This is a genomic window from Bradyrhizobium ottawaense, from assembly GCF_002278135.3.
GTDB classification, from domain to species: domain Bacteria; phylum Pseudomonadota; class Alphaproteobacteria; order Rhizobiales; family Xanthobacteraceae; genus Bradyrhizobium; species Bradyrhizobium ottawaense.
In genome coordinates this window covers 3,807,452-3,831,633 of the sequence record NZ_CP029425.2, presented here as the reverse complement: position 1 = coordinate 3,831,633, position 24,182 = coordinate 3,807,452, and the positions used below count along the sequence as shown (strand labels likewise).

24 protein-coding genes and 1 tRNA gene are annotated in these 24,182 nt (G+C 64.4%); 4 read left to right on the top strand and 21 right to left on the bottom strand.

The window, feature by feature from the left end; genetic code table 11:
* Positions 1–20: 20 nt before the first annotated feature.
* The 10 genes from CIT37_RS18325 to rpoZ form a co-directional block, all read right to left on the bottom strand.
* Entirely contained in the window at positions 21–308 is a 288-nt protein-coding gene (locus CIT37_RS18325; protein ID WP_028144254.1) for a hypothetical protein, read from the bottom strand.
* A 101-nt stretch (positions 309–409) separates the two neighbouring features.
* Positions 410–1,162: a DNA repair protein RecO gene (recO, locus tag CIT37_RS18320; protein WP_038972471.1), complete on the bottom strand. Its 753-nt coding sequence runs from the start codon at positions 1,160–1,162 to the stop codon at positions 410–412.
* Positions 1,163–1,309: 147 nt separating this feature from the next.
* The gene (locus CIT37_RS18315; RefSeq protein WP_038972470.1) at positions 1,310–1,690 is read right to left on the bottom strand and encodes a hypothetical protein; all 381 of its coding nucleotides are present in this window, start codon (positions 1,688–1,690) and stop codon (positions 1,310–1,312) included.
* Positions 1,691–1,711: 21 nt separating this feature from the next.
* Positions 1,712–2,638, bottom strand: a complete 927-nt coding sequence (gene era, locus CIT37_RS18310) for a GTPase Era (RefSeq protein WP_028144378.1) — start codon at positions 2,636–2,638, stop codon at positions 1,712–1,714.
* Complete coding sequence (gene rnc / locus CIT37_RS18305) at positions 2,628–3,449, bottom strand: ribonuclease III (protein WP_028144379.1); 822 nt, start codon at positions 3,447–3,449, stop codon at positions 2,628–2,630. The genes era and rnc overlap by 11 nt, the downstream gene beginning before the upstream one ends.
* On the bottom strand, positions 3,446–4,210 hold the full coding sequence (gene lepB / locus CIT37_RS18300) for a signal peptidase I (protein ID WP_018320011.1): 765 nt from the start codon (positions 4,208–4,210) through the stop codon (positions 3,446–3,448). Before lepB ends, rnc begins: the two co-directional genes overlap by 4 nt.
* A gap of 249 nt (positions 4,211–4,459) precedes the next feature.
* Positions 4,460–4,879, bottom strand: coding sequence for a holo-ACP synthase (gene acpS / locus CIT37_RS18295; protein ID WP_028144381.1), 420 nt, complete (start codon positions 4,877–4,879; stop codon positions 4,460–4,462).
* A complete protein-coding gene (locus CIT37_RS18290) occupies positions 4,876–5,628 on the bottom strand; it encodes a pyridoxine 5'-phosphate synthase (protein WP_038950896.1) in 753 nt (250 codons plus the stop codon). Before CIT37_RS18290 ends, acpS begins: the two co-directional genes overlap by 4 nt.
* A gap of 45 nt (positions 5,629–5,673) precedes the next feature.
* Positions 5,674–7,959, bottom strand: a complete 2,286-nt coding sequence (locus CIT37_RS18285; RefSeq protein ID WP_018320008.1) for a RelA/SpoT family protein — start codon at positions 7,957–7,959, stop codon at positions 5,674–5,676.
* A 204-nt stretch (positions 7,960–8,163) separates the two neighbouring features.
* Positions 8,164–8,556 carry a DNA-directed RNA polymerase subunit omega gene (gene rpoZ, locus CIT37_RS18280; RefSeq protein WP_008133017.1) on the bottom strand — a complete coding sequence of 131 codons (393 nt, stop codon included), beginning with the start codon at positions 8,554–8,556 and terminating at the stop codon, positions 8,164–8,166.
* A gap of 330 nt (positions 8,557–8,886) precedes the next feature.
* Between rpoZ and CIT37_RS18275 the strand changes: the two genes are divergently transcribed.
* Both CIT37_RS18275 and CIT37_RS18270 read left to right on the top strand, forming a co-directional pair.
* Complete coding sequence (locus CIT37_RS18275) at positions 8,887–9,531, top strand: LabA-like NYN domain-containing protein (RefSeq protein ID WP_028144383.1); 645 nt, start codon at positions 8,887–8,889, stop codon at positions 9,529–9,531.
* A complete protein-coding gene (locus CIT37_RS18270; protein ID WP_038972468.1) occupies positions 9,512–10,186 on the top strand; it encodes a uracil-DNA glycosylase in 675 nt (224 codons plus the stop codon). Before CIT37_RS18275 ends, CIT37_RS18270 begins: the two co-directional genes overlap by 20 nt.
* 9 nt (positions 10,187–10,195) lie before the next feature.
* Here the strand turns inward: CIT37_RS18270 and CIT37_RS18265 are convergent, their stop codons facing one another.
* Genes CIT37_RS18265 through dapA form a run of 4 tightly spaced genes read right to left on the bottom strand, consistent with a single transcriptional unit; the run spans position 10,196 to position 12,674 of the window.
* Positions 10,196–10,777, bottom strand: coding sequence for a peroxiredoxin (locus CIT37_RS18265; RefSeq protein WP_038972467.1), 582 nt, complete (start codon positions 10,775–10,777; stop codon positions 10,196–10,198).
* Between the two features lie 4 nt (positions 10,778–10,781).
* Positions 10,782–11,255: an SsrA-binding protein SmpB gene (gene smpB, locus CIT37_RS18260; RefSeq protein WP_018320004.1), complete on the bottom strand. Its 474-nt coding sequence runs from the start codon at positions 11,253–11,255 to the stop codon at positions 10,782–10,784.
* Positions 11,256–11,314: 59 nt separating this feature from the next.
* Positions 11,315–11,728 carry a large conductance mechanosensitive channel protein MscL gene (gene mscL / locus CIT37_RS18255; RefSeq protein WP_028144386.1) on the bottom strand — a complete coding sequence of 138 codons (414 nt, stop codon included), beginning with the start codon at positions 11,726–11,728 and terminating at the stop codon, positions 11,315–11,317.
* 55 nt (positions 11,729–11,783) lie between these two features.
* On the bottom strand, positions 11,784–12,674 hold the full coding sequence (gene dapA / locus CIT37_RS18250; protein ID WP_095426319.1) for a 4-hydroxy-tetrahydrodipicolinate synthase: 891 nt from the start codon (positions 12,672–12,674) through the stop codon (positions 11,784–11,786).
* Between the two features lie 279 nt (positions 12,675–12,953).
* Between dapA and CIT37_RS18245 the strand changes: the two genes are divergently transcribed.
* The gene (locus CIT37_RS18245) at positions 12,954–15,398 is read left to right on the top strand and encodes a lytic transglycosylase domain-containing protein (RefSeq protein ID WP_161966543.1); all 2,445 of its coding nucleotides are present in this window, start codon (positions 12,954–12,956) and stop codon (positions 15,396–15,398) included.
* A gap of 599 nt (positions 15,399–15,997) precedes the next feature.
* Here CIT37_RS18245 and CIT37_RS18240 read toward each other — a convergent pair.
* A complete protein-coding gene (locus CIT37_RS18240; protein WP_038974922.1) occupies positions 15,998–17,569 on the bottom strand; it encodes a porin in 1,572 nt (523 codons plus the stop codon).
* Between the two features lie 813 nt (positions 17,570–18,382).
* Between CIT37_RS18240 and CIT37_RS18235 the strand changes: the two genes are divergently transcribed.
* A tRNA-Ser gene (locus tag CIT37_RS18235) sits at positions 18,383–18,475 on the top strand.
* A gap of 148 nt (positions 18,476–18,623) precedes the next feature.
* Here CIT37_RS18235 and CIT37_RS18230 read toward each other — a convergent pair.
* The 6 genes from CIT37_RS18230 to CIT37_RS18205 form a co-directional block, all read right to left on the bottom strand.
* Entirely contained in the window at positions 18,624–18,833 is a 210-nt protein-coding gene (locus CIT37_RS18230) for a hypothetical protein (RefSeq protein ID WP_080670245.1), read from the bottom strand.
* A gap of 95 nt (positions 18,834–18,928) precedes the next feature.
* On the bottom strand, positions 18,929–19,195 hold the full coding sequence (locus tag CIT37_RS18225) for a hypothetical protein (RefSeq protein ID WP_018321086.1): 267 nt from the start codon (positions 19,193–19,195) through the stop codon (positions 18,929–18,931).
* Positions 19,196–20,715: 1,520 nt separating this feature from the next.
* Positions 20,716–22,194, bottom strand: a complete 1,479-nt coding sequence (gene gatB, locus CIT37_RS18220; RefSeq protein ID WP_095426316.1) for an Asp-tRNA(Asn)/Glu-tRNA(Gln) amidotransferase subunit GatB — start codon at positions 22,192–22,194, stop codon at positions 20,716–20,718.
* Positions 22,191–22,493, bottom strand: coding sequence for a hypothetical protein (locus CIT37_RS18215; protein ID WP_028143920.1), 303 nt, complete (start codon positions 22,491–22,493; stop codon positions 22,191–22,193). Before CIT37_RS18215 ends, gatB begins: the two co-directional genes overlap by 4 nt.
* Complete coding sequence (gene gatA, locus CIT37_RS18210; protein WP_028143921.1) at positions 22,484–23,959, bottom strand: Asp-tRNA(Asn)/Glu-tRNA(Gln) amidotransferase subunit GatA; 1,476 nt, start codon at positions 23,957–23,959, stop codon at positions 22,484–22,486. The genes CIT37_RS18215 and gatA overlap by 10 nt, the downstream gene beginning before the upstream one ends.
* Complete coding sequence (locus CIT37_RS18205; RefSeq protein WP_018321091.1) at positions 23,956–24,168, bottom strand: hypothetical protein; 213 nt, start codon at positions 24,166–24,168, stop codon at positions 23,956–23,958. Before CIT37_RS18205 ends, gatA begins: the two co-directional genes overlap by 4 nt.
* Positions 24,169–24,182 lie beyond the last annotated feature (14 nt).

Sequence of the window (24,182 nt, the reverse complement as noted above, 5' to 3'; positions counted from 1 at the left end):
GATTGGTTCCCTGTGGGCGGCTAATGCCCGGCCCAGCCGGCTGTCACGGTCTGGGTCTGGGTCCCACCAGGCGTTTGGGCCGGCGCGGGCACATTGGTCAGGCACCGCCGGGCGGCCTCGATTTCAGCCTCCGTCGCTCCCTTCGACCGCGCCCATGTCTCTGCGGCCGCAGCAGAATATTTCGCCACATAGTACCGGACGACCGTACAGGACGCCCGGCGAAACACGCCGGGTTGCGGCTCGCCGGCCATTGCATCAGGCGCAAACGCAAGCAGCGCCGCGGACAAGGCGAATCCTCTGATCAACATTTAGGCTGTCCCCGCTATGGAACCTGAGGAAGCGAACTCAACCAGCCCTACTTCGTTCCCCGGAACGCCATGCCCGGAGGCAAAGCAGAGTCCCGCTCGGCTCATGGCGCGGGAATTGCCGCCTTCGCCTGCTGCCGGATCAAGGCGTTGATGAAGCCCGCGCGCGCGTCGGAATGGCCCAGTCCACGCGGCTCCAGCACATGGCGGAGCAGGAACAGACCGGTGAGCCGAAAACCGTCCTGGAGATCCTGCTCGGTGAGGTCGCTTGCGGTCTCGCCCTGGCGCAGAAACGGCGGCAGGCGCAACAAGCGGTCGCGCCACGGCTCGCCCGCGCCGCGCGACACCGCGCCGCCGGATTTCGGCGAGACATAGATCAGGTCCGTGGTCTCGCCGGTCACCGCACAGTTTTCCAGGGCCAGCCCGAAGCCGAGTTCGGCGAGCATCGCCAGCTCGAAATGGATCACGTGCACGGCGGCGCCCCCGATGTCGTCGAAATCGTCGAGCGAATGCTCGAGCAGCGCAAAGATCTCCTCATGCGGATCGCGCTCCGGCAGGAGGCGCGCAATCGAGGCGAGATGGGTGACGCCGTAGACGCCATGGGATGATCCGAGCAACGTGGCCGCACGCAGCTTCAATCCCTCGATGGCATAGGTGCCGAGATGCTCGTCGAGCCGAGCCCGCCACACCGCGCTGACGCTGTTCCCCGGCTGCAGCAAGGGCCGCATCCGCGAGCCTGCGCCGCCGCGGACGAGGCCGAGATGACGACCATGCCCGCGGGTCAGGAGCTCGACGATGGCGCTGGATTCGCCATGCCGACGCACGCCCAGCACGATGCCTTCGTCGGTCCATTCCATGGGAGGAATCTTACCGCATTTCGAGCTGTCGTAGGGTGGGCAAAGCGAAGCGTGCCCACCAATTTGATCCACCCGATGCAAATTGATTGTGGTGGGCACGGCGCGCAAGGGCGCGCCTTTGCCCACCCTACGGCACCGCGCAAAACCTCACGCGTTGAACCAGCCTTGCGCGTCGCCGCTGAAGGAGAAATACAGGCCTACCGTCGTCAGCGCGCAAGAGACGATCTCGATGGCGCTGTCGAGCTCCATGCCCTTCTCCCCGATGATCTGGCCGAGCGAGATCACCGACAGCACGAGCGCCGCCGCCAGCACCCAGCGCGGCCAATTCTTGCGCCAATGCGCAGCGAGCCAGACGAAGTAGACCAGGAGCAGGATCATGCCGCCGGCGAGCAAGGTCCCCGTCATGATCATCTGCTCGGTCACCTCGGCACTGGGCGTGCGGTCCTGGACCGCAACGGACAAGGCGTCCAGCATCAACGATGCATAGAGCAGCGCTTCGAAGCGCCGGACATTGCTGGGCACGCTCATCGGATACCGATCTTTTCTTGGTTATTCTCTCGGAAAGTCCAGGCCCATCTCGCGGTAGCGATCGGGATCGTCGCCCCAGTTCTCGCGCACCTTGACGAACAGGAACAGGTGGACCGGCACGTCCAGGATCTGCATCAGCTCCTTGCGCGAGTCCGCGCCGATCGACTTGATGGTGGCGCCGCCCTTGCCGAGCACGATCTTGCGCTGGCTCTCGCGCTCGACGAAGATCGTCTGCTCGATCCGCACCGACTTGTCCTTGCGTTCCTCCCACTTGTCGGTCTCGACCGTGGACTGGTAGGGCAATTCCTGGTGCAGCTTCTGATAGATTTTCTCGCGCGTGATCTCAGCCGCCAGCTGCCGCATCGGCGCGTCCGACATCTGGTCCTCGGGGTAAAGGAACGGCCCCGCCGGCACCATCTCGGACAGCGTCTTGCGGAGGTCGTCGACGCCGTCGCCCGAGATCGCCGCGATCATGAAGGTCCGCGCGAACTTCATGCGCTCGTTGGCGGCCTGCGCCAGCGCCAGCAGTTTCTCGCGCTGGACCAGGTCGACCTTGTTGATGACGAGGATCTTCTCGTGATTGACGCTGGCCGCCTTGGTGAGGATCGCCTCCGCCTCCTCGTCGATCCCGGTCTTGGCGTCGAGCAGCACGCAGACGAGATCGGCGTCATGCGCCCCGCTCCAGGCGGTCGAAACCATGGCGCGGTCGAGCCGGCGCTTCGGCAGGAAGATGCCGGGCGTGTCGACCAGAATGATCTGCGCGTTGTTCTCGATCACGATGCCGCGGATCAGCGCGCGCGTAGTCTGCACCTTGCGCGAGACGATCGTGACCTTGGCCCCGACCAGCGCGTTGACCAGCGTGGACTTGCCGACATTCGGCGCGCCGATCAGCGCAACGAAGCCGCAGCGCGTGGCAGTGGGCGCCTCGCCGCTTGTTTCAGCCGTCATTGCCGCCGCCAACGCCTTCACGTTCGATCATCACTGAAGCTGCTACTTTCTCTGCCGCGCGCTTGCTGCCGCCGATGCCCTCGGCCGGCGCGAGCCCCGGCAGGTCCACCGCGACGCGGAATTGCGGATCGTGGTGCGGGCCGGTGCGCTCGACCTCGCGGTAAACCGGCGTCGGCAGTCCCTTGCCCTGCGCCCATTCCTGCAGCACGGTCTTGGGATCGCGCAAGGGACGGCGCGGCTTGTGCATGCGTTCGGTCCAGTTGCGCTTGACGAACTCGGACGCCGCCGCGTACCCGCCGTCGAGGAAGACGGCGCCGATCACGGCCTCGCAGATGTCGCCGAGGATGGACTTGCGCAGGCGCGCGTCGGCGCTGGAGCCGACCGAGCCGAGCTTGATGTCGTCGAGCAGACCGAGCGACTTGGCGACGTCGGCGCAGCTTTCCTTGCGCACGAGTTCGGCAAGACGCTTGGACAGCTCGCCCTCATCGGCGTTCGGGAACGCGTGATAGAGCATGTCGGAGACGACCAGCCCGAGCACGTGGTCGCCGAGGAATTCCAGGCGCTGATAGCTGTCGCCCCGCTTGCGCCCGGACTTCAGCGCCGAGACATGCGTGATCGCCTGCATCAGCATATTCGGGTCGGCGAAGCTATGGCCGATGCGCGCCTCGAGCGCCGCGTTGGCATCGGTGCCCTTGGCCTTGCTGCTCCGTGTCCGCTTCTTCTTTGCAGGCGTCTTCGCTGCAGCTTCGCTCTCAGGAGCGGCTTGCGCCTCGGTCGGTTGGATCGCGATGTCCTTGGCTTCGTCTTTCATCGGACGATTTTGAAGAACCGATTCCAGCGCACCGCCCACGGCCAGCGCCAGAACATCCAGGCATGCTCGCCTTCGGCGATGGAGAAGAAGATCATCTGGGCGCGGCCGATCAGATTCTCCTGCGGCACATAGCCGACCTGGCCGAGGAAGCGGCTATCGGTGGAATTGTCGCGGTTGTCGCCCATCATGAAGAAATGGCCGGCTGGCACGGTGTAGACATTGGTGTTGTCCACATAGCCGTTGTCGGCGCAATCGAGCGTCTCATAGGACACCCCGTTCGGCAGCGTTTCCTTCCAGCGCTTCACGCGGGAGATGCCGCCACCTTCCGAGCCGCAGGGCTCCTCGCCGACATATTCGCTCATGCGCTGCCGTTCGACCGGCGTGTCGTTGATGTAGAGCAGCCCGTCCCGCATCTGGATGCGGTCGCCGGGAAGGCCGATCACGCGCTTGATGTAATCGGTGGAATCGTCCTTCGGCAGGCGAAACACGACGATGTCGCCGCGGTTCGGATCCGAGCCCCAGATCCGCCCGGAGAACAGCGGCGGCGAGAACGGAATCGAATAGTGGCTGTAGCCGTAGGAATATTTCGAGACGAACAGATAGTCGCCGACCAGCAGCGTCGCCTTCATCGAGCCGGACGGGATGTTGAACGGCTGGAACAGGAAGGTGCGGATCACCAGCGCGATCAGGAGAGCGTGGATCACGACCCGGATCGTTTCGCCGACGCCGCTCTCAGTTTTCGTTCCTGAAGTCACGCTCATTGCTCTCTCAATTCCGCCCGGCGATCACAGAGCGCCCTCCTCCCGCGAACGGCCCACCGGTTCGCGGCGCAAGGAGATTGTCCTGATTCTGATAGTGAGGGCCAATTCCGGCGTAAAGCCGAATTCGCCCAAGCTGATTTTGTGTCCGCGGACTTTTAGACGGTTGTCGGAGGCCACGCAATCAAGGATCGCATCAAAACTGGATAAGATATTGATTTACAACACAAATCGTAAAATCGCCGGGCCCCCTCAGGGTTTCGGCAGCGGGACGGCGGAAATGATCACGAAGGCCTGCGCCAGCGGCCAGTCGTCGGTGATCGACAGGTCGATCCGCGCCTCGAACCCCTCCGGGGTCAGGGCCTGAAGCCGGGCCAGCGCCCCGCCGGTCAGCTGCATGGTCGGCCGCCCGCCCGGCAGGTTGACCACCCCCATGTCGCGCCACCAGACGCCGCGCCGGATCCCGGTGCCGAGCGCCTTGGAGCAGGCCTCCTTGGCGGCAAAGCGCTTGGCGTAGGTCGCCACCACCATCTTCTCGTTCTTGGCCCGCCGCTCCGCCTTGGCCCGCTCGGCCGCGGTGAAGATGCGATCGAGAAAGCGCTCGCCATGGCGCTCGATCACCTTGCCGACGCGGGTGATGTCGATCAGGTCGGAGCCGATGCCGATGATCATGCCCGGCTCCGGCCGCGGTCCATCGCCGCCCGCATGCAGCGCACCGTCTCGGCAAGACCGACGAACAGTGCCTCGCCGATCATGTAGTAGCCGATGTTGAGCTCCATGATCTCTGGAAGCGCGGCAATCGTCTCCGCCGTCGCATAGTCGAGCCCGTGCCCGGCATGAACCTCCAGCCCGGCGGCCTTCGCCAGCTTCACCCCCGCCACGATCCGCTGCCATTCGGCCTCGGCCTTGGCGGTGTGGCCGTCGACCACGGCATCGCACCAGGCGCCGGTATGGATCTCGATCACCGGCGCGCGCAGCCGCGCCGCCATCTCGATCTGGGCGGGATCGGCGGCGATGAACAGGGAGACCCGAATGCCGGCATCGTTCAGCCGGGCGATGTAGGGCGCGAGCGCGTTGTGCTGGCCGACCACATCCAGCCCGCCTTCGGTGGTCACCTCCTGCCGGCGCTCCGGCACCAGGCACACCGCGTGCGGCTTGGTGGCGAGCGAGATGCGCATCATGTCGTCGGTCGCTGCCATCTCGAAATTGAGCGGCTTGGAGATCTCGGCCTTCAGCCGCGCCATGTCCTCATCGCGGATGTGGCGGCGATCCTCGCGTAAATGGGCGGTGATGCCGTCGGCGCCGGCTTCGATGGCCATCAGCGCCGCGCGCACCGGATCGGGATGGCGGCCGCCGCGCGCGTTACGCACGGTTGCGACGTGATCGATATTGACGCCGAGGCGAAGCGGAATTGCGGGCATTTCAGAAACTCACGAAATCGGGGGACGGACGGCTGCGGAAGACGTCTATCCATTAACACGTTCGACTTTGGCGACGACCGCCTTCGCGCGCAGCTGGGCCAGGATCGCGCTGAGGTGCTTCAGATCGTAGACTTCGAGATCGATCGTCGTCTCCGTGAAATCAGGCGAGCGGCGCTGCATGCTGATGTTGTCGATATTGCCGTCGTGCTCGGCGATCACGGTCGCGATCTGGGCAAGCGCACCGGGCTCGTTGACGTTCTCGACCTTGATGCGGGCGGGGAAGCGCTGCGGCGCGGAGTCCTCGATGTCCCAGCGGACGTCGAGCCAGCGCTCCGGCTCCTCCTCGAAGTCCTTCAGGGCCGGCGCCTGGATCGGGTAGATCGTGATGCCCTCGCCCGGCGTGACGATGCCGACGATGCGATCGCCCGGCACGGCGCCGCCATTCGGCGCGAACTTGATCGGGAGGTCGGAATTGATGCCGCGGATCGGGATCGCGACCGGGCTGCGCGGCGGCTCCGACGACTTCTCCTTGAGCTTCGCGGCAAGCCCTTTCTTGACGCCGTAGCGCGCGATGCGCTCCTCCTTGTAGTCGGGGTACATCGCGCGCGCGACGTGGGAGGCCTTGATCTCGCCGCGGCCCACCGCCGCCATCACGTCCTCGATCGAGGTGCGCGCGAGCCGCGGCAGCGCGCCCTTGAGCTTGTCGTCGGCGTATTCGATCTTGGCGCGCTCGAACAGGCGTTCCACGATGCGCCGGCCGAGACCGGCATATTGATCGCGCACCGCAGTCCGCGTGGCACGGCGGATCGCGGCGCGCGCCTTGCCGGTGACCGCAAGCGTCTCCCAGGCCGAGGGCGGCGCCGATTGCGCTTCCGAGGTCAGCACCTCGACCTCATCGCCGTTCTGCAGCTCCGAGGACAGCGGCGCGAACTGGCCGTTGATCTTGCAGCCGACCGCGCTATTGCCGACGTCGGTGTGCACGGCATAGGCGAAGTCGATCACGTTGGCGTGGCGCGGCAGCGCGATCAGCTTGCCCTTGGGGGTGAAGCAGAACACCTGGTCGTGGAACAGCTCGAGCTTGGTGTGCTCGAGGAATTCCTCCGGGTTGGCACTCTCCGAAAGGATGCCGATGGTGTGGCGCAGCCAGGCGAACGCATTGGACTCGCGCTTGAGGAATTCGGTCGGCGAGCCGACGCCCTCCTTGTAGAAGACGTGCGCGGCGATGCCCCGCTCGGCGATCTGGTCCATCGCCTCGGTGCGGATCTGCAGCTCGACGCGCTGGTTGCCGGGGCCGATCACCGTGGTGTGGATCGAGCGGTAGTCGTTCTGCTTCGGCGTCGAGATGTAGTCCTTGAAGCGTCCCGGCACGACCGGCCAGGTGGTGTGGACGATGCCGAGCGCGCGATAGCAGGCCTCGATGTCGTTGACGACGAGGCGGAAGCCGAAGATGTCGGACAATTGCTCGAAGCCGACCGACTTGCGCTCCATCTTGGTCCAGATCGAGAACGGCTTCTTGCGGCGGCCATAGACCCGCGCCCCTAAGCCCCGGTGGCGCAGATTGTTGGAGAGCTGGTCCTCGATCTCGCCGATCAGGTTGCGGTTGCGCTCGGCGAGCGCGTCGAGCCGCTGCATCACCACCGAATAGGCCTCGGGATCGAGGGTGCGGAAGGACAGATCCTCCAGCTCCTCGCGCATTTCCTGCATGCCCATGCGGCCCGCCAGCGGCGCATAGATGTCGAGCGTCTCTTCGGCAATGCGCCTGCGCGATTCCGTCGGCACGAAATCCAGCGTACGCATGTTGTGCAGGCGGTCGGCGAGCTTGACCAGGAGCACGCGGACATCGTCAGCAATGGCCAGCAATAATTTGCGCAGGTTCTCGGCCTGCTTGGCCTCGCGCGACACCAGCTCGAGCCGCTTCAGCTTGGTCAGGCCCTCGACCAGCGCGCCGATCTCCGGCCCGAATATCTGGTCGATCTCGGCCCGCGTCGCTTCGGTGTCCTCGATGGTGTCGTGGAGCAGCGCGGCCACGATGGTGGCGTCGTCGAGCTTGAGGTCGGTGAGAATCGCTGCCACTTCGAGCGGGTGCGAGAAATACGGATCGCCCGAGGCGCGGGTCTGCGAGCCGTGCGCCTTCATGGCGTAGACATAGGCGCGGTTCAGCAAGTCTTCGTTGGTGTTGGGATTGTAGGACCTGACGCGCTCGACGAGGTCATATTGACGCATCATGCGCGCACGCGGCTTGGCCGGGCGCGCGACCGGCGCAGTCGGGGCCACGGCAACCGATTCGGTTGCGGCCTGCATCTGCGTGGATCTGCGGCGCCGATATACCATCCCGTCCTGCCTTCAAACGAGCCCGAGCCGGCCCGCTGTATACATCTTAGCTCCGATCGCGCTTGTGTCCGATCAATTCAGTGACAGGACGCATCGCCAAGTACAACGCATGGTAACCACGAAAACGTCAACAAAAGCAAAGGCCCGAACACCGGTTCGGGCCTTTGATAAAATCACAAGACATCGACGATCGCGACGGACGATTTACTCGTCTTCCTCGGGCTGCTCCTCGGGCGGCGCAAGGCCTTCGAGTCCCTTCAGGAGCTCCTCTTCGGTCATGCGCTCGACGGCGACTTCGGTATCGTCCGCATCGACGCTCGCGCCCGCGGAACCGATCAACGGCACCGTATCCGGCTCGGGCTCGTCGACCTCGACGAACTTCTGGAGCGAGTGCACCAGCTCCTCGCGCAGGTCCTCGGGCGAAATGGTCGTGTCAGCAATTTCGCGCAAAGACACAACAGGGTTCTTGTCGTTATCGCGGTCAACCGTTAGTTGTGAACCGGACGAAATCATGCGGGCACGGTGGGCGGCCAGCAGGACCAGGTCAAACCGGTTGTCGACCTTGTCGATACAATCTTCTACGGTGACGCGAGCCATGGACTGTCGCTCCGTTGTGGGTGGGACGAAATATGTGGATGATTGGGGCTAGTTATAGGGGCTGGGGCGGTTTCGCAAGGCCAATTTGTGATTTGGCCTCGCCAAACGGCTCTGCTACCCCCACATTGGGGCTGGGATGGGTGGTTACCCGGGCTGCCATCGATGGCGGCGCCGGGTGTATGGAAAGTCCGCCATAACTATACCTTGTTTGCCCCGACTTCTCCGGATTTGCGGTTTCGATGGGTTTTAGCGGCACTCTACAATTGCGCGGCCTCCTGCCGCCGCGCCAACAATAAACGATCAATCACGAACACTACGCGAGCAAACTGAATGTCACCTTCCTCTACCGACAAGATCGCGCTCTTCATCGACGGAGCCAATCTCTACGCGACGGCGAAAACTCTGGGCTTCGACATCGACTACAAGCGCCTGCTGAAGGAGTTTCAGAGCCGCGGCACGCTGCTTCGGGCGTTCTACTACACCGCCATCATCGAGGATCAGGAATACTCCTCGATCCGCCCGCTGATCGACTGGCTGGATTACAACGGCTACACCGTCGTCACCAAGGCGACCAAGGAGTTCATCGACGCCTCCGGCCGCCGCAAGGTCAAGGGCAATATGGACATCGAGCTCGCTGTGGACGCCATGGAGCTTGCCGAGCACATCGACCAGATGGTGCTGTTCTCCGGTGACGGCGACTTCCGCTCCCTGGTCGAGGCCGTGCAGCGCCGCGGCGTGCGGGTCACGGTGATCTCCACCATCGCCAGCCAGCCGCCGATGATCGCCGACGAGCTGCGCCGCCAGGCCGACGTCTTCACCGACCTCGTCGAGCTGCAATCCAAGCTCGGCCGCGATCCCTCCGAACGCCCCGCCCCGCGCGACCGCGGCGATCGCGAGGCCCGCCACCACGCCCCGCAATTCCTCCAGCGCGCAACCACCGTGGCGCCGAGGGGCGATGACGACTTCGAGGAGTGAGGCGGCCCGGTCAAGTCGCCAGGCTCCAACCGTCGTTCCCGACCGCAATTGTCCGCTCTGTCCGCGCCTGGTCGCCTTTCGCGAGGCGAACCGGGCGCGCGAGCCGTTGTGGCACAACGCGCCGGTCGCGCCCTTTGGCGACGTCAAGGCACGCCTGTTGATCGTCGGCCTCGCGCCGGGGATGCAGGGCGCCAACCGCACGGGACGGCCGTTCACCGGCGACTACGCCGGTGACCTGCTCTACGCCACGCTGCTCGAATATGGATTTGCCAAGGGCACCTATCAGGCGCGTCCCGACGACGGCCTGAAGCTGGTCGACTGCCGGATCGCCAATGCAGTGCATTGCGTTCCGCCGCAGAACAAACCGCTGCCGGTTGAGATCAACACCTGCCGCCAGTTCCTCGTCGCGAATCTCGAGACGATGCCGAAGCTGCGCGCGATCATCGCGCTCGGGCGGATTGCGCACGACAGCGTGCTCAAGCCGCTGAACCTGAGGGCCTCGCAGGCCCCCTTCGGCCACGGCGCCGTGCATCAGGCCGGCGCGTTCAGGCTCTACGACAGCTATCACTGCTCGCGCTACAACACGAATACCGGCGTGCTGACGCCGGACATGTTCCGGTCGGTGTTCGCGAAGGTGAAGGCTGATCTCGATTAGCGCCCTGGTTCAGGCTTTGGCCGGATTGGCCTTGAGCCAGTCCAGGACGTCGCCTGCGTTCCGGTCGGGCGGAAACACCGGGTAGAACACATGCGTGATCCTGGCGTCGTCGACGATCAGCGCAAGACGCTTGATCAGCGTCAGGCCCGCGACCTCCATCGTCGGCAGATTGAGCGCACGCGTCAGCGCCAGCTTCTCGTCCGACAGCACGGGGAACGGCAGATGCAGCCGTGACGCCATCTCGGTCTGGTACTCGTTGCTCTGGGTCGAGAGGCCGAACACGTGGGAGGCGCCGGCGCCCTTCAGCTCGGCGAACAGATCGCGAAATGCGCAAGTCTGCGGCGTGCACCCGCGCGCGCCCGGGATCATGTCCCAATCGTCGACCAACGAAATCTTGCCGGGTTCGCCGGTGCGGGGATAAGCGAACACCACAGTCCGGCCACGCAGCGCCGACAGCGTCACCGAGGTGTCGTTGGTCGCGAGCAGGCCGATCGGCGGCAACGTCATGCCGGTCAGATGCGCGGCGGCGCCGTCGTCTTCGGGTGCGGGAATCTGGCTCCAATCGACCTCGAGCAGGTTCCGTTGGTTCATCTCGCTATCCCCTCGCCCGCATCAGGCGGCCCTTCTCCCGGCTCCAGTCGCGCTTCTTCTCGGTCTCGCGCTTGTCGTGGAGCTTCTTGCCCTTTGCAACCGCAAGCTGCAGTTTGGCGCGACCACGCTCGTTGAAATAGAGCTTGAGCGGGATCAGCGTCATGCCCTCACGGTCGACGGCGCCCATCAGCTTGTTGATCTGCCGGCGATGCAGCAGCAGCTTTCGCGGCCGCTTGGGCTCGTGATTGAAGCGGTTTCCTTGCAGATATTCGGGAATGGTGGCGTTGATCAGCCAGATCTCGCCGTCCTTGGAATCGGCATAGGACTCCGCGATCGTGCTCTTGCCGTTGCGGATCGACTTGACCTCGGTGCCGGTCAGCGCAATCCCCGCCTCGATCGTATCCTCGATCGCATAGTTGAAGCGGGCCTTGCGATTTTCCGCCATGACCTTGATCGGACGTTCGTTCTTTTCAGCCATGGCGACGAAACCTGAGCGCGATGCGCAGCGATGCTAACAGTTTGGATGAAGCGCGCGCGTCACTTCTTGAGGAGATCGCGGATCTCGGTCAGCAGCACGACCTCCGCCGACGGCTTCGGCGGCTCCGCGGGCTTGGTCTCTTCCTTCCGCTTCAGCGTGTTGATGGCGCGGATCACCAGGAACAGCACGAAGGCGACGATGATGAAGTTGATCGTCAGCGTCAGGAAGCTACCGTAAGCAAGTACGGCGCCTTGCTTTTTCGCATCCGCTAAGTTGGTGGCGGTCACCGCCTTCGACAAGGGGGCGAAGTAGTTCGAGAAGTCGAGGCCGCCCGTCGCTGCACCGATGATCGGCATGATGATGTCGCCGACCAGCGAGGTGACGATGGCGCCGAAGGCCGCACCGATGATGACGCCGACCGCGAGATCGACGACGTTGCCCTTCATGGCGAATTCGCGGAACTCCGTGAGCATCCGCCTGCCCTTCTCGTCGACGCTCATGAACGGCCCCCCCCGATTGGTCAACCCATCAGTTGATCAACCCAGCATGAACCATGGCACTGCGCACGGCAACGCGGGTCGGCTCGGAGACCGGCACCATCGGCAGCCGCAGCGTCTCGTCGAGCTTGCCGAGCAGCGACATCGCGTACTTGATCGGCGCCGGGTTGCTCTCGATGAAGAGGTTGTTGTGCAGCGGCATCAGCTTGTCGTGGATCTTCAGCGCGGTGGCATGGTCACCCTTCGCCCAGGCGGCCTGGAACTCCGAGCACAGGCGCGGCGCGACGTTCGACGTCACCGAGATGCAGCCGTGGCCGCCATGCGCCATGTAGCCGATGATGGTCGCGTCCTCGCCCGAGAGCTGGTTGAAATCCTCGCCCATCGCCGCACGCTGCTGCGACACGCGCACCATGCTGGCGGTGGCGTCCTTCACGCCGGCGATGTTCTTGAGCTCCCACAGCCGCTTCATGGTGTCGACCGACATGTCGATCACCGAGCGCGGCGGGATGTTGTAGATGATGATCGGAATGCCGATCGCGTCGTTGATCGCCTTGAAGTGCTGGTACATGCCTTCCTGGGTCGGCTTGTTGTAGTAGGGCGTCACCACCAGCACGGCGCCCGCGCCGGCCTTCTCCGCGTGCTGGGCGAGCTCGATCGCCTCCTTGGTCGAGTTGGAGCCAGCACCGGCGATCACAGGCACGCGGCCCTTGGCTTCAGCGATACACCATTCGACCACCTTCTTGTGCTCGTCATGGCTGAGCGTCGGGCTCTCGCCGGTGGTGCCGACCGGGACCAGGCCGTTGGTGCCCTCCGAAATCTGCCAGTTGACCAGGGATCGGAATGCCGCCTCGTCCAGCGAGCCGTTCTTGAACGGCGTGACCAAGGCGGTGAACGACCCCCGGAATTTCGTCTTGGCTGCCATGGACTTCCTCCGTACGCGGCTATCTCTTGAGCAAGCCCCTTTCATATCGGGTCTATCCCGCCGGTAAAAGGCCCGCTTCCGTGTGACGCACCGTTTAGGCCGCGATTTTGCCGTGGTAGTGGTGCAAACCCGCCCGCGGTAAGCCGCTGTTGGTATTTTGTCCGCATATTCAATCAAATACAGCTAGATCTTGAGCCACTTGACTGATTCGGGGCGACCAAACCCGTGACCTCATTCCCTCGTGCCGCCTGGCGATCCACCGGTCTCATCGTGTGCCTGATGGCAGGGCTGTCGGTCGGCTGCGCCGCCCTGGCCAAGTCCAATGAGACACCTGCGGAAGCCGGCAAGGACACCGCGAAGCCGGCCGCCAAGGACGCTGCCAAGGACAGCGCGAAGGGCTCGTCCAAGGGAACCGGCAAGGAAACTTCGAAGGACGCGGCCAAAGGAGCAAGCCAGGGAGCAAGCAAGGGCGCGAGCAAGGGTGCCGCTGGCGCTCCGGCGAAGGACGCTGCGAAGAAACCGGCCAAGGAGATCGGCAAGGACGGCGGCAAGAGCGCCGGAACAGAGCCCGCGAAGGACAAGCCCAAGCCTGCAGCAACGCCTGCCGCAAAGCCCGCCGTAGCGACCCCTGCGCCGAAATCGCATCCGGCCGCCAGCGGTTCGCCGCCGAAAACGGCCCCCGCGCCGGCCGTGACCGCCACCGTCAGACCTTCCGCCCCCGCGGCCAGACCGGCCGCAGCGCCGGTGCTGGCTCCGGCGACCCGCCAGCATGCCGCGCCGCGCAAGCCGGTCATACCGGCCGCGGTCGCTGCGACGTCGTCGACGCCCCAGGGTGACAAGGACGCCCTCGAGAGTGTCATCGAGCTCGTGCGCAAGCGCAAGGCGGGTGACGCCAGCAGCGTCGCAGCGGGCATCTCGGATCCGGTCGCGCGAAAACTCGCGGAATGGATCATCCTGCGCAGCGAGGACAATGGCGCGACCGTGGAGCGCTACCGCGCCTTCCTCTCCGCCAATCCGAGCTGGCCGTCGCAAACCTTCCTGCGCCGGCGCCTCGAGGCCGCGATGTGGGACGACAGGCGCGACGATTCCGTCGCGTGGTCGTGGTTCGAGAACGAATCTCCGATCTCCGCCAAGGGCCGCTTCACGCTCGCCAAGGCGATGCTGGCGCGCGGCGACCGCGCCAATGCCGAGCGGCTGGTGCGCGAGGCCTGGCGCAGCGATCCGATGTCCGAGGACACCGAGAACAACGCGCTCGACCAGTTCGGCGCCCTGCTGACGCCGGGCGACCAGAAGGCGCGGATGGACACCCTGCTCTACGGCAGCGAGAACGAGGCCGCGCTGCGCGCCGCAAAGCGCCTGGGCGCCGGCTATGTCGCACTCGCCAAGGCCCGCATCGCCGCCGTCAAGAAGGCGCCGAACGCGCGCGCGCTGCTCGACGCCGTGCCCCGCGAGCTGCACAACGACCCCGGCTTCACCTTCAGCAGGATCCAGCTGCTGCGCCGCGAGGAGAAGTTCGCCGAAGCAGCCCAGCTCATGCTGTCGGCGCCGAAGGATCCGAACCGGCTCCACAATCTCGACGAATGGTGGATCGAGCGGCGTCTTTTGGCGCGCAAGATGATCGACACCGAGGAATTCCGCAGCGCCTATCTGATCGCGCGCGACGCCGCACTGCCCTCGCGCGACATCTACAAGACCGAGCAGGAGTTCACGGCCGGGTGGATCGCGCTGCGCTTCCTCAACGACCCTGCGGCCGCCACCCAGCATTTCGCCCGCATCGGCGTCGGCAGCGTCAATCCGACCGCGCTGGCGCGTGCCGGCTATTGGCAGGGCCGCGCCGCGGAAGCGGCGGGGCGCCAGCAGGAGGCGCGCAACGCCTATGCCCGCGCGGCCGAACAATCGACCAGCTATTACGGCCAGCTCGCCCGGGCCAAGCTCGGCCTGCCGCAGATCGAGCTCAACAGCCAGCCGCGCGGCCGCGGCGCCGAGCGGCTGGAGATCGTGCGCGCCGCGCACCTGCTCTACGAGCTCGACGAGCGCGAGATGGCGATACCGCTGCTGGCCGACATGGGCGAGAACGGCGATCCCGAAGCACTCGCCGGCCTCGGCGAGCTGACCCAGCGCTACAACGATGCGCGCGGCATGCTGCTGCTCGGCAAGGCCGCGCTCAATCGCGGCCTGCCGTTCGACTTTTACGCCTACCCCGTCAACGGCATTCCGCAGTTCACCCCGATCGGTCCCGACGTCGAGCGCAGCATCGTCTATGCGATCGCGCGGCAGGAGAGCGCATTCAATCCGTCAGTGGTCTCGCCGGCGCAGGCCTACGGCCTGATGCAGGTGACGCCCGACGCCGCGCGCTTTGTCTGCAAGCGTCACGGCGCGACTTACGATCTGGGGCGGCTGAAGAACGATTCGGTCTACAACGCCACGCTCGGCTCGGCCGAGCTCGGCGGACTGCTCGAGGATTATCGCGGCTCCTACATCATGACCTTTGCCGCCTACAATGCCGGCCGCGGCAGCGTGAAGAAGTGGGTCGAGCGCTACGGCGATCCGCGCGACCCCAAGGTCGACGCGGTCGACTGGGTCGAGCTGATTCCGTTCTCCGAGACGCGCAACTACGTGCAGCGGATCATGGAGAACCTGCAAGTCTACCGCGCCCGCTTCGGCGGCGGCACACGGCTACAGATCGAAGCCGATCTGCGCCGTGGCGCCGGCAGCGTGGAATAGCGATCCGCTCTTTCGATTCGCAGCCGCGAGCAGGGGTGGCGAGCGCTGCCGTTGCCTCACGGTGCAGATGAAGGGCCTGTCGCCACCGCTGCAAAGACAGACCAGCGAAGCGTATGCGCGGCCGCGCCGGCCAGCGCAGCTCTCCGCCCGCGCGCCACTGCCAGGGATGGGAAGCGCGGAGCTTCCCTCTCCCACCCCGGAGCAATCGCATTTGGGAGCGCCCCCTCTGTAGCTAACCTTCGAGACGCCCGCCGTTGGCGGGCCCTCAGGATGAGGACGGAGTGTGCGGCAGCAGTCTTGACGGGCACTGATGCCGCTTGGCCTCAGCCTCAGGAGACCGCCACGGGGCCGCGCAAAGGGCGGCCTTATGACAGGCTTCGCGGTCGTCTCGAATGACGAGGCGCGCGCTCACTTGGCGGAAAACGCCGTGTGCGATTGCCCTCCCACCACGACTTCCATCAGATCGCAACGAAGACCGTCAATGGAGAGCGATGCGCCAAACTTGGCCCATTGCGCCAAGCGAGAAGGCAAGCATCGCGGCAAAGGAAAAGCCCCGGCGGTTTCCCGCCGGGGCTCTCTGTCAGGTCGTTAGACCGAACTTACCAGTTGCGCTGAGCGCGGAGGAGCAGGGTGATGGTGTCCTGATCCTTCAGCTCGTACACAGCGGCCGGCTTGGCCGTCGTGCCGGCACCAGCGTAACCAACCGTACCGGAGTACTTCTGGTCGAGATGGGTCCAGTTCAGGTCAGCCGAGAACGTGAGGTTCTTGACCGGGGTCCAGCGGGTGATGATACCGACCTGGCCGATGGCGAAGTCAGGATTACAACCCGTCACACCGGCGAGACCGCCGAACACGCCGCCAGCACCACCGGCGCCGCAAAGCGTGGTCTTGGCCAGCGAGCCGAACTGTGCCTGAGCGTAGGCACCGTAGAGCGCGGTGTTCCAGTAGGGATCCCAGTTGTGGGTGTAGGCACCACGGAAGCCCCAGGTCTTCACAGTCTCCTGCGACGAGCCGGTCACGAACACGGTGTCCGGAGCGATGGCGAAGCCGACGCTCTGGTAGGCAACGCCCGAGCTGCCGAACATCGAGTAGCTGCCGCCCGACAGGTTCTGGAAGTTGTAACGGGACGCGCCGTCGGTGTAGACGCCCGAAATGTTGATCACGTCACCCGCACCAGTCGGGATGTTCTTGATCGACAGAGCGAGCTGAACAGCCCAACCCCACTTGTCGTCGGGGTGGCCAGTCGGCTCGGTGGCGCCGTAGTAGGCAACGTGGTTGTCATGCGCGGCGACCGACGCCTGGAACAGACCCCAGGCCTGGTCGACACGAACCATACCGACGAGGTTCGGCGAACGCGAACCGCCGATGGCGTTCGAGCCATACGAACCGCCGATCATGCCAGTCGCCGAAGCGCCGGTCATGTTGAGGTTGCCGGCCTGGTAGTAAGCCGTCGCGTCTTCCGCCGAGAACGACGCCGTCACGCCCTGACCGAAGTCAGCGGTGTAGGTGAACTGGTTGACACCAGTGACCGTGCCGCTGCCGCCGACGAGGCTGTCGAAGTTGTTGCCGGGATAGTTGGTCCAGGGCGCGTCGAACTGCGACACGGCCTTACCCATGGTGAAGCCAGCGAACTGGATGAAGGCGTAGTACACGCCGAGCGAACCGCCCGAGGTGTTGCCGTCGGTGCCGTTGATCGACGAACCAACGAGCGCCGGGGTGGCGCCGGAGGTGTTGAGAGCCAGCGTGCCGCTGTAGGCGGTCGTGCCGGTCGCGCTGCCCGTACCGGCGTAGTTGCCGGTGGTCCAGGAGAACACGCCGTCGAAGAAGGTACGGACGACGCCGTACTCGGTCGCGGTGCGCGTGTCGATGTTGAGATCTTCACGAGCGCGCATGGTGTAGTAGTTCGTCAGACGGTTGCGCGAACCGTTGTTCGACGTGAGCTGACCGCTGAAGCTCGAGTTGGTGTTCAGCGCGACTTCAGCGCGCAGATAACCACCCAGCTTGATGCAGGTGTCGGTGCCCGGGATGTAGTAGAAGCCCGCGCCGTACAGCGAGCAGATCTTCACGTATTCGACCGCCTTGGCCTTCACGGGCAGATCGGCTGCTTGAGCTCCGCCCACGGCGATCAGACCCGCCGCTGAGCCGAGCAAAAGGCTCTTAACCAACTTCATGTTAAACCTCCAAGTTGCTCTTCAGGGAAGGTCACTGACCGGACGGCCAATTCCCCAACCCCCTCTAAATCACCGCTCCGGGCTCCTTCGCGTCTTCGGACACACCCGCATGAACGCGAGGGACTTAAGCGAAATGACCTAAACGGGACGACCTCGGGATGCCCCCCTCCGTCGCTCAGTCACAATTACCGAACGTCCTTGCACACACAACAAGAGAACGCTTTGAAACGGGCCTATGAAGCTTGTTTTCCGGCGGGTGTTGCACAAATAACACGCAGATGTGATCGGAGCGCCCTCGCAACCAATTGTTTTCTTTGATGTTTTAGAGACGGTTCCTTTTGCCATCGAAGTTCCCCACTTAAGGCACCGCAAGTGAGATCTCGGCCTGGGAGGGGCTTTGACGCACTCGAATCGTAGAATCGGAGGCAGACTCAAGGAGAGCTCATCGACCTGCTCCGCGCCTCCCAGCCTGATGCAGGCACGGCTTTAAGGTGCGCGACGAGCACCTTTGTGGATAGCGGGGGCGAGGAGCCGGCTGGCGCAGATGCCACGAACCGAACTTTCGACCGCCCGCCCCCGTTCCATCGATTCTTCCAGTAAACTCAGTCCCTTACGCGAGCTAAGACGTTCTCATGGGCGGAACTATCCTTCGAGATGCGCCGGACGCTCCAACTCTGTGCCCGATTCTCGCAACGTTACGGTCACGCCCCGGGAGCAAACTGCTTTGCTGCGAAAATCGCTGGGAATATTCGAGCGAAAACACACGCTTCCAAATTGACCGGCCCGAGTAATTAGATGCATAAGGCTCGCACCGGAGAGGTGGCCGAGTGGCTGAAGGCAACGCTTTGCTAAAGCGTCATACGGTCTCAAGCTGTATCGAGGGTTCGAATCCCTCCCTCTCCGCCACCCAGCGGCAGAATCAATCAAGGTCTGGGCGTTCTTTCACCTGAATGCGCTCGTGAGGCCGCGCGAAAGCCTGGCGCAAGGATCGGCGCGGCGAGCTCCAGCTCGATTCGCGCCATCTTATATGTGTGGGTATGTGTGTGGTCCGTGCCTACCGGTGGAACCGCCAGATCCGCCAATGCGAGGGCGAAATCAGCACCGCCTCGCCGGCCCAGACGTTGTACCAGACGCCGGACCTGCGCCGGCACGGGAACGACCAGGGCAGAATCCCCGTCTTGTGCGGACGTCCGAGTTCCAGATCGCACTCATCGGGAGCGATCTGAATCGGCAGCCATCGTCTCTTGGTGTCGGGCTCGCTCATGCCGCACGGGTCTTATGTGGCGGCACGACGAAGAAACTTGATTCAGCGCAACCAGGCCCACCCGTGCGAACACGGGTGCGGATGCAATTCTCGGTTCAGTGCGTGGAGACCCACGCCCTCGCCTCGCGCTGCGCGGCCGAGATCTCGGCATCCGACATCTGCCCGGCGACTTCCTGGCGCAGCGTCACGGCGTCCTTGCGGCCCTTCAGGGCGGCGAGGTTGAACCATTTGTGTGCGGCGACGAGATCGACGAGCCCGGAACGGCCGCTCGCCCAATAGATCCCCCGCTCGAACAGCACGTCCGACAGCGCGGTCGCGTCGATCGGCGTTGCCGTCTCCAGATCGAAAGTACCCTGAAACATAACGCATCCCCTTTTTCTTGTGCCTTGCTCCCCCGAGCGCGGCTCCCGTCCAACTCTGATGTGCATGCCCCTTCCCGGGACCGTGCACTGTTCAACTCATCCCCTAGTCTTCTTGCCTTAGTCTTCTTGCCCAACGCCGTTTGCCGGCTTGTTGGAGGCGATGATGGCGGGCAAATTTGAATGGCAGTTTAAGTATCGCGATGAAGCAGACGTAAACGCGAGCGCGCGGCGCCGGCGCACAGAATTCAAGAAGTCCCTGATTTGCAGGCACTTCCGCGATTCGTCAGATTTGGTTTACCTTGGGATTTTGGGACATCGATAACCATCGCGCGCGGTGGGCGCCGCCTCCGCCCTGTCATTCCCCACGCGGGCGGGAATCCAGTACGCCGCAGCCCATCGATTCAACCACTGCCGTCTCGGCGTGCTGGATCGCCCGGTCGGAGCCGGGCGATGACACCGCGAATGGCAAAGCGTGGCGCAAACACCACGCAATCGGGCCTCAGCCCTTGCCTGCCCCAAGGCAGCACGACAAGAGCGGCGCGGACGCGCTGTGGTCAGATCAGCAATGTGGGGAAAAGGAATGCCGGCAATACCCCGGCCTCAGGAGAACGAGGGCGTCGGCGAACACGTCAGGACCAGATTCCACTTTGACCGCGAGGCCACTCGTGAAATTGCAGAACCGGAGAACCGGCCCCGCACCGAACGAAGAACACTTGTTTCTTCTGCCGGACCGCGAAGAGAGCGATCCGACCGTTGACCTGATGTCTCGCCGACACCCTCTATCGTCGACCAGAACCTCTGGGAGGCGCTGATGACGTGCCGGCTCTCGAGGAGCCGGCAACTTCAGAAGCGAAGTTACTTCTTCTTGGCGACCTTGCGGGTCTTCTTCGCAGTCTTCTTCACTGCGCTCTTCGCCTTCTTCGCCTTCTTTGCCTTCTTAGCTTTCTTGGCCATGTTGCCCTCCGATGTGTGAGATGGCTTAATCGCTGCATGCATTCGGGGATCGAGTGCACACTCATCCCGAATACACCAACACAACGAAAAAAACAGCGTCTCGCTTAAAGAAGTGTTGACGGCGCAAGGCGCGTGCGCTTGGCGAGTGCGATGCAAGCACGCTGCATGACGCGTTTGCACGATCGCGCAGAGTGCCCGCATCGTCGATGTCTGCGAGAGATGCGATTGCAGAAAACTCTATGCAGCAAGTATTTTCCTGCACGCGCGCATCGCGCACGATCGACCCGACGGAGCGCATCGTGACGGTCGAGATCACCTTGCAAAGGCATTTCGCGGACTCTGAGTCGCGATTTTTGGCAACGAAATTATTTTCATGCTTAACGGCGCGAGCGCTCGCCAGAGCGAGTGCGAGCCGCCTTTTTGCGCGAATCGCGTGACGGCGATTCGGCCGTCGCATCGCCTCTGGTCGGGATGAAGTTTGCCGCCGAGGATGCGCGCGAGCGTCGCATCACGAACCGAAAGCGAGGTGACGAAGCGTGTCCGTCACCTCGTTCGAACGCGCGACGCTAGACGCCGAGCTTGGACTTGAGCAGGTCGTTGACGCTCTGCGGGTTGGCCTTGCCGCCGGAGGCCTTCATCACCTGGCCGACGAACCAGCCGAGCGACTGCGGCTTGTCCTTCACCTGCGCGGCCTTGTCGGGATTGGCCGCGATGATGTCGTCGACAACCTTTTCGATCGCCGAAAGATCCGTGACCTGCTTCATGCCGCGGCTTTCGACCAGCGCGCGGGGATCGCCGCCCTCTTGCCAGACGATCTCGAACAGATCCTTGGCGATCTTGCCCGAGATCGTGCCCTCGCCGATCAGGTCGATGATCCCCGAGAGCTGCTCGGCGCCCACCGGAGAGCCCGTAATATCCCGGCCTTCCTTGTTGAGACGGCCGAACAGCTCGTTGATCACCCAGTTCGCCGCCATCTTGCCGTCGCGCGCGCGGTCGCCGAGCTTGTCGAGCACTGTCTCGTAGAACACCGCGCTCTCGCGCTCGGCGACGAGCACGCTCGCATCATAGGCCGACAGGCCGAGATCGGCGACGAAGCGCGTCTTCTTCTGGTCCGGCAGCTCGGGGAGCTCAGCCTTCAGCTCGTCGACGAATTCCTGGCTGAACTCCAGCGGCAGCAGGTCGGGATCGGGGAAGTAGCGATAGTCGTGCGCCTCTTCCTTGGACCGCATCGAGCGGGTCTCGCCCTTGTTGGGATCGAACCGACGCGTCTCCTGCTCGATCTGACCGCCGTCCTCCAGGATCTCGATCTGGCGCCGCGCTTCATACTCGATCGCCTGGCCGATGAAGGTGATCGAGTTCATGTTCTTGATTTCGCAGCGGGTGCCGAGCGGCGCGCCGGGCTTGCGCACGGACACATTGACGTCGGCGCGCAAGGATCCCTTCTCCATGTCACCGTCACAGGTGCCAAGGTAGCGCATGATCGAGCGCAGCTTGGTCACATAGGCCTTGGCCTGCTCGGCGTCGCGGATATCCGGTTTCGAGACAATCTCCATCAGCGCCACGCCGCAGCGATTGAAATCGATGTAGGACAGCGACGGCGACCGGTCGTGCAGCATTTTGCCCGGATCCTGCTCCAGATGCAGCCGCTCGATGCCGATGGAGACAGTGCGGCCGCCGTCGAGATCGACGATCACCTCGCCCTCGCCCACGACCGGCGACTTGTACTGGCTGATCTGGTAGCCCTGCGGCAGGTCTGGATAGAAATAGTTCTTGCGGTCGAACACCGAGCGCAGATTGATCTGCGCGTTGAGACCGAGCCCGGTCCGGACAGCCTGCCTGACGCATTCCTCGTTGATGACGGGCAGCATGCCCGGCATCGCGGCATCGACCAGCGAGACGTGCGTGTTCGGCTCGCCGCCGAACGCGGTGGACGCGCCCGAGAACAGTTTCGACTTCGACGTCACCTGAGCATGGATCTCCATGCCGATGACCACCTCCCAGTCACCGGTGGCGCCCTTGAGAAGCTTGTGCGTGGCCGTGCTCATGTCGTGCTCCCGAGCAGCGTGACAGCGATCCGCTCCCACTCCGCTTCCAATGAATCCTTTGCAGCCGGCTGGCCGGCCTGGCGGTACCAGTAGCCGGCGTTGCCGAGATCGCCCTCGACGCGGTGCAGGTAGGCGTGCACCCAGGCTGCGTCGCGACCCTGCTCGTCCTGGACGATCTTGTGGGCGCGGTCCCAGTCCCCCTTCGCGGCCCACCACAGGCCGGCGAGCGGCGCGCTCAGGTGTGGCGCGGGCGCCGCGCCGTCGAGGCTCGCGATGAACGCCGCGGCATTCACCACCACCTCGCGGGCGTGAAGCGGCCGGCCGCCTGCTCGATCACCTCGCCGAGCGAGAACAGCGTCTCCTCCTCGAACGGACGGCCGATCAGCTGCAGGCCGAGCGGCAGGCCCTGCGCATCCTTGCCGGCGGGCACCGCGATGCCGGGCAGGCCCGCCATGTTCACGGTCACCGTGAAGATGTCGTTGAGATACATCTCGACCGGATCGGCGCCGCCCTTCTCGCCGATGCCGAAGGCCGCCGACGGCGTCGCCGGCGTCAGGATCGCGTTGACGCCCCTGGCGAAGCAATCCTCGAAATCCTTCTTGATCAGCGTGCGCACCTTCTGGGCGCGCAAATAGTAGGCGTCGTAATAGCCGGCCGAGAGCACATAGGTGCCGATCATGACGCGGCGGCGGACCTCCGCACCAAAACCTTCGGCGCGGGTGTTCTCGTAGAGCTCGGTGATGTTCTTGGCCTGCTCGCGCAGGCCGTAGCGGACGCCGTCATAGCGCGCGAGGTTCGAGGACGCTTCCGCCGGCGCCACGATGTAATAGGCCGGCAGTGCGTATTTGGTGTGCGGCAGCGACACCTCGACCAGCTCGGCGCCGGCCGCCTTCAGCCACGCCGCGCCCTCGCTCCAGAGTTTTTCGATCTCGGCCGGCATGCCGTCGAGGCGGTACTCCTTGGGAATGCCGATCTTCATGCCCTTCACGGACTTGCCGATCGCCGCCTCGTAATCGGGCACGGGAATGTCGACCGAGGTCGTGTCCTTCGGGTCATGGCCGGCCATCGAGCGCAGCAGCATCGCGGCATCGCGCACGCTGCGCGCAATGGGACCTGCCTGGTCGAGCGAGGAGGCAAAGGCGACGATGCCCCAGCGCGAGCAGCGGCCATAGGTCGGCTTGATGCCGACGGTCGCGGTGAACGCCGCCGGCTGGCGGATCGAGCCGCCGGTGTCGGTCGCGGTCGCCCCCATGCACAGGAGCGCCGCTACCGCCGAGGCAGAGCCGCCGGACGAGCCACCCGGCACCAGCGTGGTGTTGCTTCCCTCGCGCCGCCAGGGATTGCCGACGGGACCGAAGCACGAGGTCTCGTTCGCCGAGCCCATCGCGAACTCGTCATTGTTGAGCTTGCCGAGCATCACCGCACCGTCGCGCCACAGCTGCGAGGTGATGGTGGACTCGTAGGTCGGCACGAAATTGCCGAGGATCTTCGAGCATGCGGTGGTGCGCACGCCCTTGGTCGCGAACAGATCCTTGATGCCGAGCGGGATCCCGGCGAGCGGACCGGCATCGCCCTTGGCGATCTTCTCGTCCACGGCCCTGGCCATGTCGCGCGCCTGCTCCGGCGTCTCCATCACGAAGGCGTTGAGCACCCGCGCGGCTTCGATGGCGCTCAGATGCGCGTCGGTCAGCTCGAGGGACGTGAAAGTCTTGTCGGCGAGACCCTTGCGGGCCTCGGCGAGCGTCAGCGATGTCAAATCGGTCATTTATTGATCGGGCTGCAGAAGAACGGAGACAGGGTCTTGTCGTTGGCCGGGTCGTCTTTTTTGGCGGCCGCATTGGCGGCGGCCTCGATCTCGTCGAGCACGGCATTGACGGCGACGTTGGGATCGGCAGCCTTGCCCTGCCGCTCCATCTTGTCGAGATAGTTCATGTAGGCCTGATAGGCCTTCTCATCGTCGCAAAGCAGACACATCGGACCACGTCCTA